At 70.0% G+C, this 15,992-nt stretch carries 16 protein-coding genes; 6 read left to right on the forward strand and 10 right to left on the reverse strand.

Going from position 1 to position 15,992, the window contains the following annotated elements; all coding sequences use genetic code 11:
- Window positions 1-101: 101 nt before the first annotated feature.
- From ACWGST_RS15840 to ACWGST_RS15850, 3 genes are all read right to left on the reverse strand, one after another.
- Window positions 102-2,432, reverse strand: a complete 2,331-nt coding sequence (locus ACWGST_RS15840) for an MMPL family transporter (protein ID WP_452047630.1) — start codon at window positions 2,430-2,432, stop codon at window positions 102-104.
- 113 nt (window positions 2,433-2,545) lie between these two features.
- The gene (locus ACWGST_RS15845; RefSeq protein WP_452047631.1) at window positions 2,546-2,788 is read right to left on the reverse strand and encodes a zf-HC2 domain-containing protein; all 243 of its coding nucleotides are present in this window, start codon (window positions 2,786-2,788) and stop codon (window positions 2,546-2,548) included.
- Window positions 2,785-3,462, reverse strand: a complete 678-nt coding sequence (locus ACWGST_RS15850) for a sigma-70 family RNA polymerase sigma factor (RefSeq protein ID WP_452047632.1) — start codon at window positions 3,460-3,462, stop codon at window positions 2,785-2,787. Before ACWGST_RS15850 ends, ACWGST_RS15845 begins: the two co-directional genes overlap by 4 nt.
- A 112-nt stretch (window positions 3,463-3,574) precedes the next feature.
- Here ACWGST_RS15850 and aroA point away from each other — a divergent pair, with 112 nt between their 5' ends.
- From aroA to bcp, 3 genes are read left to right on the forward strand one after another with little or no spacing between them, the layout of a single operon-like run.
- On the forward strand, window positions 3,575-4,945 hold the full coding sequence (gene aroA / locus ACWGST_RS15855; RefSeq protein ID WP_452047633.1) for a 3-phosphoshikimate 1-carboxyvinyltransferase: 1,371 nt from the start codon (window positions 3,575-3,577) through the stop codon (window positions 4,943-4,945).
- 56 nt (window positions 4,946-5,001) lie between these two features.
- Complete coding sequence (gene rsgA, locus ACWGST_RS15860) at window positions 5,002-6,039, forward strand: ribosome small subunit-dependent GTPase A (protein WP_452047634.1); 1,038 nt, start codon at window positions 5,002-5,004, stop codon at window positions 6,037-6,039.
- 34 nt (window positions 6,040-6,073) lie between these two features.
- On the forward strand, window positions 6,074-6,550 hold the full coding sequence (bcp, locus tag ACWGST_RS15865; protein ID WP_452047635.1) for a thioredoxin-dependent thiol peroxidase: 477 nt from the start codon (window positions 6,074-6,076) through the stop codon (window positions 6,548-6,550).
- Between the two features lie 29 nt (window positions 6,551-6,579).
- Here bcp and ACWGST_RS15870 read toward each other — a convergent pair whose 3' ends face one another.
- Window positions 6,580-7,038 carry a hypothetical protein gene (locus ACWGST_RS15870; RefSeq protein ID WP_452047636.1) on the reverse strand — a complete coding sequence of 153 codons (459 nt, stop codon included), beginning with the start codon at window positions 7,036-7,038 and terminating at the stop codon, window positions 6,580-6,582.
- Between the two features lie 202 nt (window positions 7,039-7,240).
- Here ACWGST_RS15870 and ACWGST_RS15875 point away from each other — a divergent pair, with 202 nt between their 5' ends.
- Window positions 7,241-7,489 (forward strand): WhiB family transcriptional regulator, encoded by a 249-nt coding sequence (locus ACWGST_RS15875; RefSeq protein WP_022893204.1) that lies wholly within the window; start codon window positions 7,241-7,243, stop codon window positions 7,487-7,489.
- 62 nt (window positions 7,490-7,551) lie between these two features.
- Here the strand turns inward: ACWGST_RS15875 and rdgB are convergent, their stop codons facing one another.
- Genes rdgB through murI form a run of 3 tightly spaced genes read right to left on the reverse strand, consistent with a single transcriptional unit; the run spans window position 7,552 to window position 9,801 of the window.
- On the reverse strand, window positions 7,552-8,163 hold the full coding sequence (gene rdgB / locus ACWGST_RS15880; RefSeq protein WP_452047637.1) for an RdgB/HAM1 family non-canonical purine NTP pyrophosphatase: 612 nt from the start codon (window positions 8,161-8,163) through the stop codon (window positions 7,552-7,554).
- A 4-nt stretch (window positions 8,164-8,167) separates the two neighbouring features.
- Window positions 8,168-8,941 (reverse strand): ribonuclease PH, encoded by a 774-nt coding sequence (rph, locus tag ACWGST_RS15885; protein WP_452047638.1) that lies wholly within the window; start codon window positions 8,939-8,941, stop codon window positions 8,168-8,170.
- Window positions 8,938-9,801 carry a glutamate racemase gene (gene murI, locus ACWGST_RS15890; RefSeq protein WP_452047639.1) on the reverse strand — a complete coding sequence of 288 codons (864 nt, stop codon included), beginning with the start codon at window positions 9,799-9,801 and terminating at the stop codon, window positions 8,938-8,940. Before murI ends, rph begins: the two co-directional genes overlap by 4 nt.
- A gap of 55 nt (window positions 9,802-9,856) precedes the next feature.
- Here murI and ACWGST_RS15895 point away from each other — a divergent pair, with 55 nt between their 5' ends.
- Window positions 9,857-11,176, forward strand: coding sequence for a nicotinate phosphoribosyltransferase (locus ACWGST_RS15895; protein ID WP_452047640.1), 1,320 nt, complete (start codon window positions 9,857-9,859; stop codon window positions 11,174-11,176).
- Between the two features lie 39 nt (window positions 11,177-11,215).
- Here the strand turns inward: ACWGST_RS15895 and ACWGST_RS15900 are convergent, their stop codons facing one another.
- Genes ACWGST_RS15900 through ACWGST_RS15910 form a run of 3 tightly spaced genes read right to left on the reverse strand, consistent with a single transcriptional unit; the run spans window position 11,216 to window position 13,875 of the window.
- The gene (locus tag ACWGST_RS15900) at window positions 11,216-11,518 is read right to left on the reverse strand and encodes a DUF3039 domain-containing protein (RefSeq protein WP_452047641.1); all 303 of its coding nucleotides are present in this window, start codon (window positions 11,516-11,518) and stop codon (window positions 11,216-11,218) included.
- Window positions 11,519-11,527: 9 nt separating this feature from the next.
- Window positions 11,528-13,069, reverse strand: a complete 1,542-nt coding sequence (locus ACWGST_RS15905; RefSeq protein WP_452047642.1) for a hypothetical protein — start codon at window positions 13,067-13,069, stop codon at window positions 11,528-11,530.
- 8 nt (window positions 13,070-13,077) lie between these two features.
- On the reverse strand, window positions 13,078-13,875 hold the full coding sequence (locus tag ACWGST_RS15910; RefSeq protein WP_452047644.1) for an ABC transporter ATP-binding protein: 798 nt from the start codon (window positions 13,873-13,875) through the stop codon (window positions 13,078-13,080).
- Between the two features lie 1,304 nt (window positions 13,876-15,179).
- On the opposite strand from ACWGST_RS15910, the gene ACWGST_RS15915 reads away from it, so the two are divergent.
- Complete coding sequence (locus tag ACWGST_RS15915) at window positions 15,180-15,872, forward strand: phosphocholine cytidylyltransferase family protein (protein WP_452047643.1); 693 nt, start codon at window positions 15,180-15,182, stop codon at window positions 15,870-15,872.
- Window positions 15,873-15,992: the final 120 nt, after the last annotated feature.

Genomic DNA, 15,992 nt, shown 5'->3' on the forward strand with positions numbered 1-15,992 from the left:
GATGCCACGGGGCATCCGCTCGCTTCGTCGTTCCAGTCGGCTCGGCGCGCGCCGCAACCGATCAGGGCCGGACGCAACCGATCAGGGCCGGACGCAACCGATCAGCGCTTGCCGCGCCCGAGCCTGCTCGGCCACCAGATCGCACGACCGATGTCGTACGAGAGCGCCGGGATGAGCAGCGAGCGCACGAGGAAGGTGTCGAGCAGCACGCCGAACGCGACGATGAACGCGATCTGCGCGAGGAACAGGATGGGAAGCACACCGAGCGCGGCGAACGTCGCAGCGAGCACGAGGCCCGCCGAGGTGATGACCCCGCCCGTCGCGACGAGGCCGCGGAGGATGCCCGCGCGGGTTCCGTGCACGAGCGCCTCTTCTCGCACCCGGCTCATCAGGAAGATGTTGTAGTCGACGCCGAGCGCGACGAGGAACACGAATCCGTAGAGCGGCACCGTCGGGTCGGCGCCGGGGAAGTGGAACACCTCGTTGAACACGATCGACGACACGCCGAGCGCCGCGGCGAACGAGAGCACGACACTGCCGACGAGCAGCAGCGGCGCGACGACCGAGCGCAGCAGCAGCATGAGGATCACGAAGATCACGACGAGCACGAGCGGCATCACGAGGTTGCGGTCGTGCACCGCGGCTTCCGCGGTGTCGAGCGCGATCGCCGAGGTTCCGCCGACGAACACGTTCGCGTCGACGGCGTCGAGCGAACTGCGGAGCTCCGCCACGACCGCTTCGGCCTCGAGCGAGTCGCCCGCATAGTCGAGCGTGGCGGTCAGCATGACGTCGCCGTCGTGCACGGTCGGCGTGGCATCGACGCCCGGCACGCGCGACGGCTGCACGCCGTCGGCGGTGACCAAGAGCGAACCGCCCGGCGCATCGGTCGCGACGACCGTCAGGCCGGTGACGCCGTCGGTGTCGAGGATGACGCCCGCGACCGCGTCGATCTCGCCCTCAGGCGCGATGACGACCGCGGGGGTGCCCGAACCGGCCGGGAAGTGCTCGCCGAGCACCTGCTGGCCGTCGCGCGCCTCCGAGGCGCCGAGCACGAACTCGCTCTGCGACACGCCGTCGGCATCGAGCTGGGTGAGCCCGAGCGCCATGACGCCGAGCAGCAGCGTCGAGGCGATCCACACGGCGCGAGGTCGACGGGCGACGAGCCGCGCGACGGCGGGCCAGAGGCCGCGCTTCGTCGTGGCGTCGGCGGCTGGGTCGGCGGTTGGGTCTGCGGTCGAGTCGGCGGTCGAGTCGGCGGTCGAGTGGGCGCCGGTTGCCGCGCGCGGCTCCGCGTCGCTCGCGACCGCGGTGCCGTCCGCCGAGGCGTGCGCCGCGGCATCCACTCGCGCCACAACCGGTCGACGCGGCCAGAATGCCGCGCGACCGGCCCACAGCATGAGGGCCGGCAGCAAGGTGAGGGCCGCCGCGACCGCGCACACGATGCCGATCGCCGCGACGGGGCCGAGCGCCTTGTTGGAATTGAGAGCGCTGAACAACAGCATGAGCAGGCCCGCGACGACGGTGCCGCCCGAGGCGAGGATCGGCTCCCACGAGCCCTTCAGCGCCGCCCAGGTGGCGTCCCACTTGCGTTCGTGCACGGCGAGCGCCTCGCGATACCGCGCGATGTAGAGCAGCGAGTAGTCGGTCGCCGCGCCGATGACGAGGATGAACAGGATGCCCTGCGTCTGCCCGGTGAGCAGCACCACGTCGGCCTTCGCGAGGGCGACCGCGGCGAGCACCGCGACCGTGAGCGCGGCCACGCTCGTGCCGAGCACGATGAGCGGCAGCAGCGGCGAGCGGTAGACGATGACGAGGATCAGCAGCACCGCGGCGAGCGCCGTGAGCAGCAGAATGCCGTCGATGCCCGAGAAGGCGTCGCCGATGTCGGCTGCGAGGCCGGCGGGGCCGGTGACGGCGACGGTGAGGCCGGATGCCTCGGCGCCGCCGAACTCGTCGGCGAGGGTGGATCTGAGCTCGCCGACGGCCGCGCTCGCCTTCACCGAGGTGTCGAGCGAGACGAACACCTCGGCCGCCTCGCCATCGTCGGAGACGATCGGCGGGGACACGCCGTCGTCGACGACCCCCGACACCGCTTGCAGCCGCACCCCGACATCGCCCAGCAGGGCGAGGTCGTCGTCGGTCAGCCCGCCGTCGCGGTGGACGACGACGATCGCAGGGATCGAGTCGTCGCCGCGGAACTCAGCCTGCAGGTCTTGCACGCGCGTCGCCTCGGACTCGGCCGGCAGGAACTGCGACTGGTCGTTGGTCGAGACCTTCGACACCTGACTGAACGCCGAGCCGCCCGCGCCGAAGAGGGCGAACCAGACGAGGATGAGGACGGCCGGGATGAGGACGCGGAGCCAGGTCGGCGGGCGGTTCGACCGCTTCGGCGGAGCTGGGGCGTCGGGAGTTCGGGCGGGTGTTTCGATCACACCACGACGCTACGGATGCGGCGTGCGGCTCACATCGAACGAACGATTGACGTGGGCGGGCGCCGGGTCAGGGCCTGGACGCCAGTGCGCTGACGGGTCAGTGCGCTGACGGGTCAGTGCGTGGACTGGTAGAGGCGGATCTGGGTGAGCACCTGCACGCGCAGCTGTTCGGGTGCGCTCTCGCGGCACGCGCGCTGCACGACCTCGGTGATCGCCACGCCCACGCGCAGCTCTGCCTGGCAGTCGGCGCAGTTCTCGACATGGTCGCGGATGTCGCTCGCATCGGCCGCCCGCAACTCGTTGTGCAGGTACTCTTCGAGTTCGGCCCTGGCCTTGTCGCAGCCGCAGTCGTTCATTTCGCGCTCCTCGCGGGTTTCGGTGCCTTCTCGCCGGTCGCGAACCCCTGTTCGCGGGCGTAGTCGGCGAGGGACTCGCGGAGCAGACGCCTGCCACGGTGCAGGCGGCTCATCACGGTCCCGATGGGGGTGTTCATCATGTCGGCGATCTCTTGGTACGAGAAGCCCTCGACGTCGGCGAAGTACACGGCGAGGCGGAAGTCTTCGGGCAGCGCCTGCAGCGCGTCCTTCACGGCGCTGTCGGGCAGGTGGTCGATGGCCTCGGCCTCGGCCGAGCGGCTCGAGCGCGCCGTCGTCGACTCCGCACCGCCGAGCTGCCAGTCTTCGAGGTCGTCGATCGTGCCCTGGTAGGGCTCGCGCTGCTTCTTGCGGTAGCTGTTGATGAAGGTGTTCGTGAGGATGCGGTACAGCCACGCCTTCAGGTTCGTGCCCTGCGTGAACTGGCCGAATGCCGCGAAGGCCTTGACGAACGTCTCCTGCACGAGGTCTTGCGCGTCGGCGGGGTTCTTCGTCATGCGCAGGGCGGCGGCGTAGAGCTGATCGAGGAACGGCAGCGCCTGCTCCTCGAAGAGCTCGCCGAGCGGCCGGGTCGGCTCCTCGGTCGTGGTCTCTTCAGTCGTCGTCTGGTCGGCCTCTGGTGCGTTCGGCGTCGCGTCGATCTCGTCGGCAGTCATCACCGGCCATCCTAGAACGTCGACCCCGATGACAGCGGGGCGTTCGAGCACTCCGATCGACATGCGCAACACCGACTCCTTCTGCGTCGCCTGACGCTACTGTTGATAACCGATGCTGATTTCGAAGTATTCCGAACCCGAATTCGATCCGTACGGCGACGCGAAAGAGACCGAGACGGATGACGGGTGGCGCGCGCCCGTCGCGACGACCGCGCTCTCCGCGGTGCTCGGCCTGCCCGGCTCGAAGTCGCTCACCAACCGCGAGCTCGTGCTCGCGGCGCTCGCCGACGGGCCGTCGACCCTGCACGCCCCGCTCTGGTCGCGCGACAGCGAGCTCATGATCGAGGGGCTCCGCTCCCTCGGCACGGGCTTCGAGCGGGTTCCCGGCCACGGCGGCTTCGGCGACGACCTGCGCGTCACCCCCGCAGACGAGCTGCTCGGCTCGACGACCATCGACTGCGGGCTCGCCGGCACGGTCATGCGGTTCCTGCCGCCCGTCGCCGCGCTCGCGCTCGGCCCCACGATGTTCGACGGCGACGAGCACGCGCGTCGCCGCCCGATGTCGGGCGTGATCCACGGCCTCCAGGCCCTCGGCGTCGACCTCGACGACGACCGGCGCGGCACGCTGCCCTTCACGGTGCACGGCACCGGTCGGGTCGGCGGCGGCGAGCTCGTGATCGATGCCTCGGCCTCGAGTCAGTTCGTCTCGGCCCTGCTGTTGTCGGCCCCGCGATTCGAGCGCGGCCTCGATCTGCGCCACTCGGGCGAACGCGTGCCGAGCATGCCGCACATCGAGATGACGATCGAGAACCTCCGGGCCAGAGGCGTCGAGGTCGCGACTCCCGAACCCGGTCGCTGGGTCGTCGCACCCGGCCCCATCGGCGCGATCGACGTCGACATCGAGCCCGACCTCTCGAACGCCGCACCGTTCCTCGTGGCGGCGCTCGTCGCCGGCGGCTCGGTCACGATCACGGGATGGCCCGACGAGACGACCCAGGTCGGCGCGCAGCTCACCCGCCTGCTGCCGCAGTTCGGCGCCACGGTCGAACGCACCGGCGACCGTCTCACCGTGCACGGGCCCGCCCGCGGCGCAGACGGGAGCCGCGGCATCCGTGGCGTCGATCTCGACCTGTCGGAGGCCGGCGAACTGGCACCGAATCTCGTGGCACTCGCCGCACTCGCCGACGGGCCGTCGACGATCGTCGGCATCGGCCACATCCGCCACCACGAGACCGACCGTCTCGCGGCGCTCGCCGCCGAGATCAACGGGCTCGGCGGCAACGTCACCGAACTCGACGACGGGCTGCGCATCGAGCCGGCCCCGATGCACGCCGGCCCCTGGCGCGCCTACGCCGACCACCGCATGGCCACGAGCGGCGCCATCGTCGGGCTCGCCGTGCCCGGTGTCGTCGTCGACGACATCGCCACGACGGGCAAGACCCTGCCGCAGTTCACCGCGCTCTGGGAGCAGATGCTGGCATGACGGGGTGGAGCGCCGCATGACCCGGCGGGGGGCCGCATGACGGGGTGGCACGTCGCATGACGTGGTGGAGCGACGACGATGACGACGACGAACCCGAGTTCGACGAGTCGTCGGTGCGGGTGCGACCGAACCGCAAGGGCAGTCGGCCGCGAACCAAGCAGCGGCCCGAGCACGCCGACGCCGTCGCCGGCATGGTGGTCGGCGTCGACCGCGGCCGCTACAGCGTGCTGGTCGACGAGAACGGACCCGACGAGCGCATCATCATGGCGGCGCGGGCGAGCGAGCTGCGCCGCAAATCGGTCGTCACGGGCGATCACGTCGACCTCGTCGGCGACACGACCGGCGAACCCGGCACGCTCTCGCGCATCGTGCGGGTCGGCGAGCGCACGACGCTGCTGCGCCGAAGCGCCGACGACACCGACGAGGTCGAGCGCGTCATCGTCGCCAACGCCGACCAGATGCTCATCGTCGTGGCCGCGGCCAACCCCGAGCCCCGTCTGCGGCTGCTCGACCGGTACCTCGTGGCGGCCTACGACGCCGGCATCCGGCCGCTCCTCGTCATCACGAAGACCGACCTCGCCGACCCGGCCGAATTCCTCCGCAACTTCGAGGGGCTCGACCTGCCGGTCTTCCTGAGCGGCGAGGGGCGGGTGCCGCTCGACGAGATCGCCGCGGTGCTCGTCGGTCACCGCACCGTGTTCGTCGGGCACTCGGGCGTCGGCAAGTCCACGCTCGTGAACGCGATCGTGCCAAGCGCCAAGCGGGCGACCGGGCACGTCAACGTCGTCACCGGGCGCGGGCGCCACACCTCGTCGTCGACGGTGTGGCTTCGGTCGGAGTCCGCGGCCGGCACCGGCTGGGTCATCGACACCCCCGGTGTGCGTTCGTTCGGCCTCGGCCACATCGACCGCGCGAACATCCTGCGCGCCTTCACCGACCTCGACCGCATCGCCGAGCGCTGCCCCCGCGGGTGCACGCACCTGCCCGACGCGCCCGACTGCGCGATCGTCGAAGCCGTCGAAGCCGGAGAGCTCGGCGAGACCGGCCCGGCCCGCCTCGAGTCCCTGCAGCGCCTCCTGACCACCTTCGCCTGAAACGTGAACATCGGCGGGGTGCTTACCATGGGGTATGACCGATGCACGACTCGCCCCCGGCGACACCGCTCCTGATTTCACCCTGCTCGACCAGAACGGCGCCCCGGTCACCCTCTCGGCCCTGCGCGGCTCGAAAGTGGTGCTGTACTTCTACCCCGAGGCGATGACCCCGGGCTGCACGACCGAGGCGTGCGACTTCCGCGACAACCTGAACTCGTTCGCGAGTGCCGGCATCCGCGTGCTCGGCGTCTCGAAAGACGACGTCGACAAGCTCCGGCGCTTCGCCGAGCGCGACCGGTTGACCTACACGCTGCTCTCGGACACCGATCTCGCGGTGCAGCAGGCCTACGGCGTGTGGGGCGAGAAATCGCTCTACGGCAAGATCGTCGTCGGCTCCATCCGGTCGACGTTCGTCATCGGCGAAGACGGCCGCATCGAGCGCGCCTTCTACAACGTCAAGGCGACGGGCCACGTCGCGCGACTGCGCCGCGACCTCGGTCTCGACGACTAGCAGTACGGCGAGCGGTACTGCACTACGGACTACGGCTGGCCCTGCTCGGCTCCGTCGTCGTCTTCCTCTTCGGGGCGCGCGTAGGCCAGCCGCACCGGCGTCCACAGCAAGAGGCCGATGACGGTGATCGCGGGCACGAGCAGCGCCCACCCCACATCGGGGCGGGCGAACAGGCCCTGGAACGCGCCGACCGCGACCGACAGCTGCAGGATCTGCCAGACGATCGCGGCCGCCCGCGACCAGGGCGCCCGCCTGAGCGAGCCGAATGCGACCGTCACCACCCAGATCGCCCCGATCGCGACGAGCACGAGCAGCGCGATCGCCGTGGTGTACGACGAGGGCGCGAGCGACAACAGGTCGATCACGAGCCAGATCACGAGGGCGACCATCGCCGCAGCCTCGAGGAAGAGCAGCACGCTCACGACGGCGAGTGCGCTCCGCACACCGGTTTCGGAGGTCGTGGTCTCCGACGACGACTCCTGATTCACAGGGTTATCCCATACACGGCTATTGATTCGATCTCTCCGCTATGCGACCATTTATGAGGCCGAATTGATGCTCACAGGGACGTGAGCCGATCAGCACTGATCCTACTTCCCGAGATTCGGCTTTCCCCCTGCAGCAGCCGTTTACGGCACAACGCAATCGTGCGCGTCTGCGATCGAAGTACACCCCGCAAGGAGCATCCCCATGGATTGGCGCGACAAGGCCGCCTGCCTCACCGCAGACCCGGAACTCTTCTTCCCGGTCGGCAACACCGGCCCCGCCGTCGACCAGATCGAGAAGGCGAAGACCGTATGCGGTCGCTGCACCGTCACCGAGATCTGCCTGCAGTACGCCCTCGAGACCGGCCAGGACTCGGGCGTGTGGGGTGGTCTCAGCGAAGACGAGCGCCGCGCCCTCAAGCGCCGCGCCGCCCGCGCCCGCCGCGCCTCCTGACGCGCCGCGCCTGACGCGCCGCGCCGCCGAGCGGCGGCGACGCCGACCACGGGAGCCACCGTTCACCGACCCGCGGTCAGCCGCTCCAGCTCGGGAATGAGCGCCGCGAACGCGCGGGCCCGATGGCTGTGCGTGTTCTTCACCTCGGGCGCGAGCTCGGCGGCGGAGACCTCGAAGCCCTCGGGCATGAAGATCGGGTCGTACCCGAACCCGTGCACCCCCGACTCCTCGAGCGCGATGCGCCCGGGCCACAGGCCCACAGCGGCGTACTCGTGCGGGCCGCCCGCCGCCTCGGGCACCACGAGCGCAATGGTGCAGTGGAAGCGCGCGGTGCGGTTCGGGTCGCGGATGTCGCCGAGCTGGGCGAGCAGCAGGTCGAGGTTGGCCTGTGCGCCCTTGCCCGGCCCCGCCCAACGCGCCGAGAAGATGCCGGGCGAACCGCCCATGACGTCGACCGCGATGCCCGAGTCGTCGGCGAGGGCGATGCGGCCGCTGTGCGCTGCCGCCGCCCTCGCCTTGATGAAGGCATTCGCCTCGAACGACGTTCCGTCTTCGACCGGCTCGGGCCCGTCGTAGGCGAGCACCGTGAGCCCAGGCATCCGCTCGCCCAGAATCTGCTGGAACTCGGCCACCTTGTGCTGATTGTGGGTGGCGAGCACGACCTCGAAACTCACGACCTCACTCCCCCGCGGCGCTGAGCGATTCCGCGAGCACGAGCTGCTGGATGCGCGTGAGCTCGGCCGTGCCGGCGAGAGCGAGGTCGAGCAGTGCGTCGAGTTCGCGGCGGTCGAAGGGCGCACCCTCGGCCGTGCCCTGCACCTCGACGAACAAGCCGCGGCCGGTCGCCACGACGTTCATGTCGGTCTCGGCGCGCACGTCTTCGACGTAGGCGAGATCGAGCATGGGGGTACCGTCGATGATGCCGACCGACACCGCCGAGACCGTGTCGATGAGCGGCTTGGCGCGCTGACCCACGAACTTCTTGTCGCGGGCCCACTCGATCGCGTCGGCGAGCGCGACGTAGGCGCCCGTGATCGCGGCCGTGCGGGTGCCGCCGTCGGCCTGCAGCACGTCGCAGTCGATCTGGATCGTGTTCTCGCCGAGCCCCTTGGTGTCGACGACCGCGCGGAGGCTCCGCCCGATCAGGCGGCTGATCTCGTGGGTGCGGCCGCCGATTCGGCCCTTGACGGCTTCGCGGTCGTTGCGCGTGTTCGTGGCGCGCGGCAGCATCGAGTACTCGGCGGTGACCCAGCCCTTGCCCTTGCCGTTCATCCAGCGCGGCACGCCGTTCGTGAACGACGCGGTGCAGAGCACCTTGGTCTTGCCGAACGAGATGAGGGCGCTGCCCTCGGCGTGCTCGCTCCAGCCGCGCTCGATGGTCACCTCGCGCAGTTGGTCGGCGGTGCGCCCGTCGGCGCGCACGAGGGCGGTGGGCTCGGATGTCTCGGTCATGCGTTCTCCTGTCGAAGCCGCCTGCGGTTGTCGGCGGAGCGGTGGTCTGGAATCGTCACGGCGCCGGTCTCGACGAGCTCGACGCTCGGGATCTCGGGGCCGATGAGGCGGTGGGCGAGGTCGAGGAAGGCACTCGTCGAATGCCCCGTCGCCTCGTAGCGGTAGCTCGGCGGGGTCGCGGCACGCCGCTCGGCGCCCGTGCCGACGAGCACCCGGTAGACGTCGTTCGCCGTCTCGACGTCGCTCGAGACGAGCGAGACGCCGTCGCCCATGACGTACGAGATCGCGCCCTTCAGGAACGGGTAGTGCGTGCAGCCGAGCACGAGGGTGTCGATGTCGGCGCGCTTCAGCGGCGCCAGGTACTCTTCGGCGACGGCGAGCAGTTCGTCGCCGGTCGTCACGCCTGCTTCGACGAACTCGACGAACCTCGGGCACGCCTGCGAGAAGAGCTCGAGGTGCGGTGCCGCGGCGAAGGCGTCGTCGTAGGCGCGCGAGCCGATCGTGCCGGCGGTGCCGATGACGCCGACCCGGCCGGTCTTCGTAGCCGCGACGGCGCGCCGCACGGCCGGCTGGATCACCTCGACGACCGGAACGTCGTACCGCTCGCGGGCGTCGCGCAGCATTGCGGCCGAGGCCGTGTTGCAGGCGATCACGAGCATCTTCACACCCTGGGCGACGAGGTCGTCGAGCACCGCGAGCGCGTAGCCGCGCACGTCGGCGATCTTCTTCGGCCCGTAGGGCGAGTGCTCGAGATCGCCGATGTAGAGGATCGACTCGTTGGGCAGCTGGTCTTTCACGGCCCGGGCGACGGTGAGGCCGCCGACCCCGGAGTCGAAGATTCCGATCGGTGCATCCGTCACGACATGCAAGCGTAGTGCTCCACGCTGAACGCGTCCTCATCGCTAGGCTGGGCGGGTGACCGGGTCTGCTGCGCTCTTCACCGACCGATACGAACTGACGATGGTGGATGCCGCGTTGCTGGACGGCACCGCACACCGCGAGTCGCTCTTCGAAGCCTTTGCGAGACGTCTCCCCGACGGGCGGCGCTACGGCGTCGTCGCGGGCACCGGGCGGCTGCTCGAGCTGATCCGGCGGTTCCGCTTCGACGAGGCCGAGCTCGAGTGGTTGCGCGCGCACGAGGTCGTGCGGCCCGCGACGCTCGACTGGCTCGCCGACTACCGGTTCACGGGCGACATCTGGGGCTACCGCGAGGGCGAGGCGTACTTCCCGGGCTCTCCGCTCTTGACGATCCAGGCGACGTTCGCCGAAGCCGTCATGCTCGAGACCGTCGTGCTCTCGACCCTCAACTACGACTCCTCGGTCGCGAGCGCCGCGGCCCGCATGGTGTCCGTCGCCCTCGGCCGGCCGATCGCCGAGATGGGCTCGCGGCGCACGAGCGAGCGGGCCGCCGTCGCTGCGGCACGCGCCGCCTACATCGCGGGCTTCGACGCCACCTCGAACCTCGAGGCCGGCCGCACCTGGGGCATCCCGACGATGGGCACCGCCGCGCACGCCTTCACCCTGCTGCACGACACCGAAGAGGCGGCGTTCCGCGCCCAGGTCGAGGCCTTCGGCCCGAAGACGACCCTGCTCGTCGACACGTACGACATCACGAAGGGCGTCGAGCTGGCCGTGAAGGTCGCGGGCCCCGAACTCGGCGCCGTGCGCATCGACTCGGGCGATCTGCCGACCGTCGTCGCCGCCGTGCGCGAACAGCTCGACTCGCTCGGCGCGGTCGACACGCGCATCACGGTGACGAGCGACCTCGACGAGTTCACGATCGCCGGTCTCTCGGGCGCCCCCGTCGACGCCTACGGCGTCGGCACCGCCGTCGTGACGGGTTCTGGTTTCCCGGCCGCGGGCATGGTGTTCAAGCTCGTGGCTCGCCGTGACGATGCCGGCGAGTGGGTCTCGGTCGCGAAGGCGTCGACGCAGAAGGCGAGTGTCGGCGGTCGCAAGAACGCCGCACGGCGGCTCGACGCGACGCTCACTGCGCGCGAAGAGCTCGTCTTCGTCGGCGACGGCCCGGGCGGCGAGGCCGAGTTCGAGACGGGCGGGCAGTTGCGCCCGCTCATGGTGCAGCTGATGTCGGGCGGCGAGCCCGACCCGGCCCACCTCGGCGAGGCCGGTACCGAGGCCGCGCGCGCGCACCGCGCCGCCGTCATGCAGGAGCTGCCGATCGAGGCGTTCCGGCTGGGCCGGGGCGAGCCGGTGATCCCGACGACGTACCGCTGAGCCGCCGCTGAGCTACTGCTGAGCTACTGCTGAGCGCCGCTACTCGGCCTTCATCTTCTCGTAGATCGCCTTGCACGTCGGGCAGACGGGGAACTTCTCGGGGTCGCGCCCCGGGGTCCACTTCTTGCCGCACAGCGCCTTCACGGGCTTGCCGGTGAGAGCCGACTGCAGGATCTTGTCTTTCTGGACGTAGTGCGAGAAGCGCTCGTGATCGCCGGGCTCGATGGCCTCTTCGTTCAGGAGCTTCTCGAGTTCGCGGTCGAGCACGTCGGTGCCGCCGCCGGGCGAGTCGGGGTCGGCGATGCTCGCGCGCACGGTGTGCGACGACTGGGCGAAGATCATGCGACGATTCTACGCGCGGATCGCGGCAGCGAGGATCTCGGGTCCGCGGCGGTCGACGACCTTGCCGCCCGCCACGACGCCGATCGCGAGCACGATCAGTCCGAGGCCGATTCCAGAGGCGAAGGATGCCGCGTGCCAGGCCGGGTCGACGAAGATGCCGAGTGCCGCGAACACCACGGCGGGCAAGGCGATGAGCAGCGAGCCGAGCATCGTGATCGACTGCACGAGCGCCGTGATCGTGCCCGTCGCCTGCGGCTGCTGGAACGGGCTGTCGCCCGGCTTGACCGCCGGGTACGGGAATCGGGCCGAGGTGATCGAACCGACGCCGAGGCCGGCGAGCAGAAGGGCCGTGCTCACGCCGAGCAGCGACGGCAGCAGGCGCCAGTCGTTCAGCACGAACACCGTGACGGCGCTGCCGAGCCCGATGACGAGCACACCCGCGATCAGCACGGGCACGAGACGGCCGATGCGATCGGAGGAGCCGCGCACGCCCGAGACGACGTGCAGCCAGATCGCGGTCGAGTCGTAGGCGGTGTCGTTGTGCAGGCTCCAGCCGAGGAACAGGCACATGAGCGGCACGGGGATGAGCCACAGGTACTCGTTCGGCACACCGGCGAGACTGAGGGGCACCATCACGATGATCGGCACGATCGGCACCATGAGCAGCGAGACCCAGTACCGGGCGTCACGGAACCAGTAGGTGAAGCTGCGTGCGGCGACGGCACCGCCGACGCCCTGCGGCATCCGGTCGAACCAACCGAGCCCGCGATAGCTCTTGGCCGAGGCCTCGCGGCCGGGGGTCACGAGCATCCGCGCGACGAGCGACTGCCAGCCGAACCAGACGACGACGAGGGTCGCCGCCGCGATGAGCAGCTTCAGAACGGCGGCGGCCCACTGGCCGCTCGCGGCGTCGCCGGGGATCGCGAACGCCGCACCGAACGGCGTCCACGAGAGCACTCCCGCGAGCGACTCCATGACCTGCACGCCCGAACTTGCCCAGTCGATCGTGACGAGCACGACGATGAGTGGCGAGGCCATCACGATCAGCAGCAGGCCGAGCACGCCGCTGAGCTCGCGCGCGCGTCGGGTCGCGAGCAGCAGCGAGGCGAGGCCGGTCGAGACCCGGGCGAGCATCAGGCACGTCGCGAACGCCAGTGCCGCTGCGATGATCGCGAGCAGAGTCTCGCCCACGCCACGCGACCACGTGACGACTGTGCCGAGCAGCACGATCGCGAGCACGATCGCGGGGATGCCGACGACGGCGGCCACCGCGAGGCCGATCGCGAGCGAGCGGTCGGGCAGGCCGAAGAGTGCGAATCGCCGGGGATCCATCGTGTCGTCGACGCCGAAGATCAGCGGCACGACGATGAAGCCGAGCACGATCACTGCGCCCGCGACGACGAAGATGTCGCGGATGATCTCGACGTCGTCGACGAAGCGCAGCCCCACGAGCGCGACGAACAGCATCGCTGCCAGCCCGAGGCCGTAGATCAGCCCGATGACGATGCCGACGACCTGCCAGGGGCTGCGCCGGAAGATGTTCCCGAGCAAGCGCAGTTTCAGTCGGAGAAACTGTGCAACCATTCCATGCCTTCCGCAGCCTTGCGTCCGCCCGCGAGCTCGACGAATCGGTCTTCGAGGGTCGCTCCGGCGCGAACCTCGTCGAGCGTGCCCGAGGCGAGCACCCGCCCGGCGACGATGATCGCGGCCGAGTCGCAGACGCGCTCGATGAGGTCCATGCCGTGGCTCGAGAGCACGACCGTGCCGCCGCCCGCGACGTAGCGCTCGAGGATCTCGGTGAGGTTCGCCGCCGACACCGGGTCGACGGATTCGAACGGCTCGTCGAGCACGAGCAGCCGCGGCGAGTGGATCATGGCGCACGCGAGTGCGATCTTCTTCGTCATGCCGGCCGAGTAGTCGGCGACGAGGCGATCGACCGCGTCGTCGAGGCCGAACGCCGCGATCAGGTCGGCGCTGCGCTCGCGTACCGTGCGACTGTCGAGGCCGCGGAGCACCCCCGAGTAGTAGAGCAGTTGCGCGCCGGTCAGCCGGTCGAAGAGTCGCAGCCGGTCGGGCAGCACCCCCGTGGCGTGCTTGGCCGCCTGCGGGTTCGCCCAGGCGTCGATGCCGTGGATGCGCACGCTGCCCGCGTCGGGGCGCAGCAGGCCGGTGACCATCGAGAGCGTCGTGGTCTTGCCGGCGCCGTTCGGGCCGACGATGCCGAAGAACGACCCGGTGCGCACCTCGAGGCTGATGCCGTCGACGGCGGTGTTCTCGCCGAATCGCTTCACGAGGCCCTCGATCGCGAGTACCTTCGGCGCGCTCGCCGGGGGGGCACTGCGAGCCGGGCGAAGCATGCGCTTCTTGCGCGCCGCCGATTTCTTGGGTGCGGCGATCACCGCGACGGCCTGTGCCGCGCTGCCGGATGCCGCGGGGCCGTCGACTGCCGCAGAATCGGGTGTCGACGGCGCTGAGGTCGAGGGCGCCGGTGCCGATGGTGCTGGCGCTGACGGCGCGTCGACGACGGGCACTTCCGCGTCGACGACGGGCACTTCCGCGTCGACGACGGGCACTTCCGCAGCGGCAGCCGCCGTCACTGCGGCCGCTGCGGGCCACTGCGGCGCACGTTCGACGGTCTCCTCGTTGATCTCGGATCGAGCGGCGATCTCGGCGCCGGCGGCACGGGTCTCGGGCGCCACGGGCGGCTCCGAGACCGCCGCAGCCGACGTGTCGGGGGTTCTGCGCGCGGGGCGCTCTGCTGCGGTCGTCTCGGTCGTCAGCGCGGCGGCGACCCGCTGCGTCTGCCGGTGCGTTGCGGCGCTGGCGGCGGCAGCGGTGCGACCGCTCGAGCCGGCCGCGGTGCTCTTCGCCGTCGACGCTCGGGGTGTGCGCGTCGCCTTCGCGGCCTCTCCGCGTGCGGTGGCGGCCTTCGCCGAAGCCGTGCGCGACGCCGCCGTGCGCTTGGACGCCGGCCGGCTCTCGGTCGCCTCGCCCTCGGCAGCGGCCTCAGCGGCCTGCTTCTTCGCCGCAGTGGTCTTCGCCGCAGTCGTTTTCGCCGCGGCCGTCTTCGCAGCGGCGGTCTTGGCAGTAGCCGACTTCGCCGCGGCCGTCTTGGCCGCAGTGGTCTTGGCAGCGGCCGTCTTAGCGGCAGTCGTCTTCGAGGCGGTCGTCTTGGCAGCCGTCGTCTTGGCAGCGGTCGTCTTGGCGGCGGTCGACTTCGTGCCCGCCGATGTCGCAGCGGCGGTCTTGGATGACGCAGTGCGCGCGGAGGGGACGGCCGCCGCTGCCGAGCGTTCCGACGGGGACGGTGTCGATTCAGACGCCCCCACGCCGGTGGCTTCGGCAGTTTCGTCGTCGTGTTCGGAGCGCGAAACAGAAGTCACCCAGACAACCTATCAATCAGTACCCCCGATGCGAACGTCGCCACGTGCAAGATCGCGCTGAAAACTGGGTATCGGCTGAGCGTCGTATCACGATCGCACTACGACCGTGTCCCCCGGATGGCAGGCGGCATGCCCCCACCGATATCCTGAGGATCGGCATAACGGCGTGTCCAAATGTGAACTTCCGGATGAATTCCGGGCCAATCCTCGGCGACGGGGATCCGCTCCTCGGCGACGAGGGCGAGCGCCCGGGCATCCGACCCACCGAAGGAGATGCAGTGAACACCCAGATCGTGATTCTCGCGGCCGGCATGGGCAGCCGCCTCGGGCGATCCCTCCCCAAACCCCTCACCGAGCTCAGCGACGGCCGCACCATCATGCGCCAGCAGTTCGACAACATCGAGCACGCGTTCGGCGGCAACGCCAACGTGACGATCGTCGTCGGCTACAAGCTCGAGCACATCATCGAGGCGTTCCCGCAGGCGTCGTTCGTCTACAACGAGGAGTACGACCAGACGAACACGTCGAAGAGCCTCATGCGCGCCCTCTCGGCTTCACAGCCCGGCGGTGTGCTGTGGATGAACGGCGACGTCGTCTTCGACCCCGCGATCCTCGATCGCGCGCTGCCCTTCATCGCCCGCGACCAGTCCTTCGTCACCGTCAACACCTCGAAGGTGTCCGACGAAGAGGTGAAGTACACGACGAGCGCCGAGGGCTACATCAAGGCACTCTCGAAGACCGTCAAGGGCGGTCTCGGCGAGGCCGTCGGCATCAACTACATCTCGAGCCGCGACAAGGCGACGTTCCTCGCCCACCTCGCGCGCGTCGGCGACCAGGACTACTTCGAGCGCGGCCTCGAGCTCGCGATCGAGCAGAACGGCCTCCTCGTCGAGCCGATGGACATCTCCGACCTCTACGCGGTCGAGATCGACTTCGCCGAAGACCTGGAGCGCGCGAACCACTTCGTGTGACCTGCACCACAGCACCAGCACAGCAGAGAAGAGGGGGTGGCACCAGGCCAACCGACGTCTCTGTGTTTTTGAAATGAGTGTTTTGGAGAAAAGTGTTAGCAATGGGAGTGGCAGAAGGAC

It is taken from the genome of Agromyces sp. NPDC055520, from assembly GCF_053619715.1.

What these genes read in the sequence shown, in the direction of transcription:
- ACWGST_RS15845 (WP_452047631.1), bottom strand. Translation starts at nt 2,788, where the DNA reads ATGAACGACTGCGGCTGCGACAAGGCCAGGGCCGAACTCGAAGAGTAC.
- ACWGST_RS15850 (WP_452047632.1), bottom strand. Translation starts at nt 3,462, where the DNA reads ATGACTGCCGACGAGATCGACGCGACGCCGAACGCACCAGAGGCCGAC.
- aroA (WP_452047633.1), top strand. Translation starts at nt 3,575, where the DNA reads ATGCTGATTTCGAAGTATTCCGAACCCGAATTCGATCCGTACGGCGAC.
- rsgA (WP_452047634.1), top strand. Translation starts at nt 5,002, where the DNA reads ATGACGTGGTGGAGCGACGACGATGACGACGACGAACCCGAGTTCGAC.
- bcp (WP_452047635.1), top strand. Translation starts at nt 6,074, where the DNA reads ATGACCGATGCACGACTCGCCCCCGGCGACACCGCTCCTGATTTCACC.
- ACWGST_RS15875 (WP_022893204.1), top strand. Translation starts at nt 7,241, where the DNA reads ATGGATTGGCGCGACAAGGCCGCCTGCCTCACCGCAGACCCGGAACTC.
- rph (WP_452047638.1), bottom strand. Translation starts at nt 8,941, where the DNA reads ATGACCGAGACATCCGAGCCCACCGCCCTCGTGCGCGCCGACGGGCGC.
- ACWGST_RS15900 (WP_452047641.1), bottom strand. Translation starts at nt 11,518, where the DNA reads ATGATCTTCGCCCAGTCGTCGCACACCGTGCGCGCGAGCATCGCCGAC.
- ACWGST_RS15910 (WP_452047644.1), bottom strand. Translation starts at nt 13,875, where the DNA reads ATGCTTCGCCCGGCTCGCAGTGCCCCCCCGGCGAGCGCGCCGAAGGTA.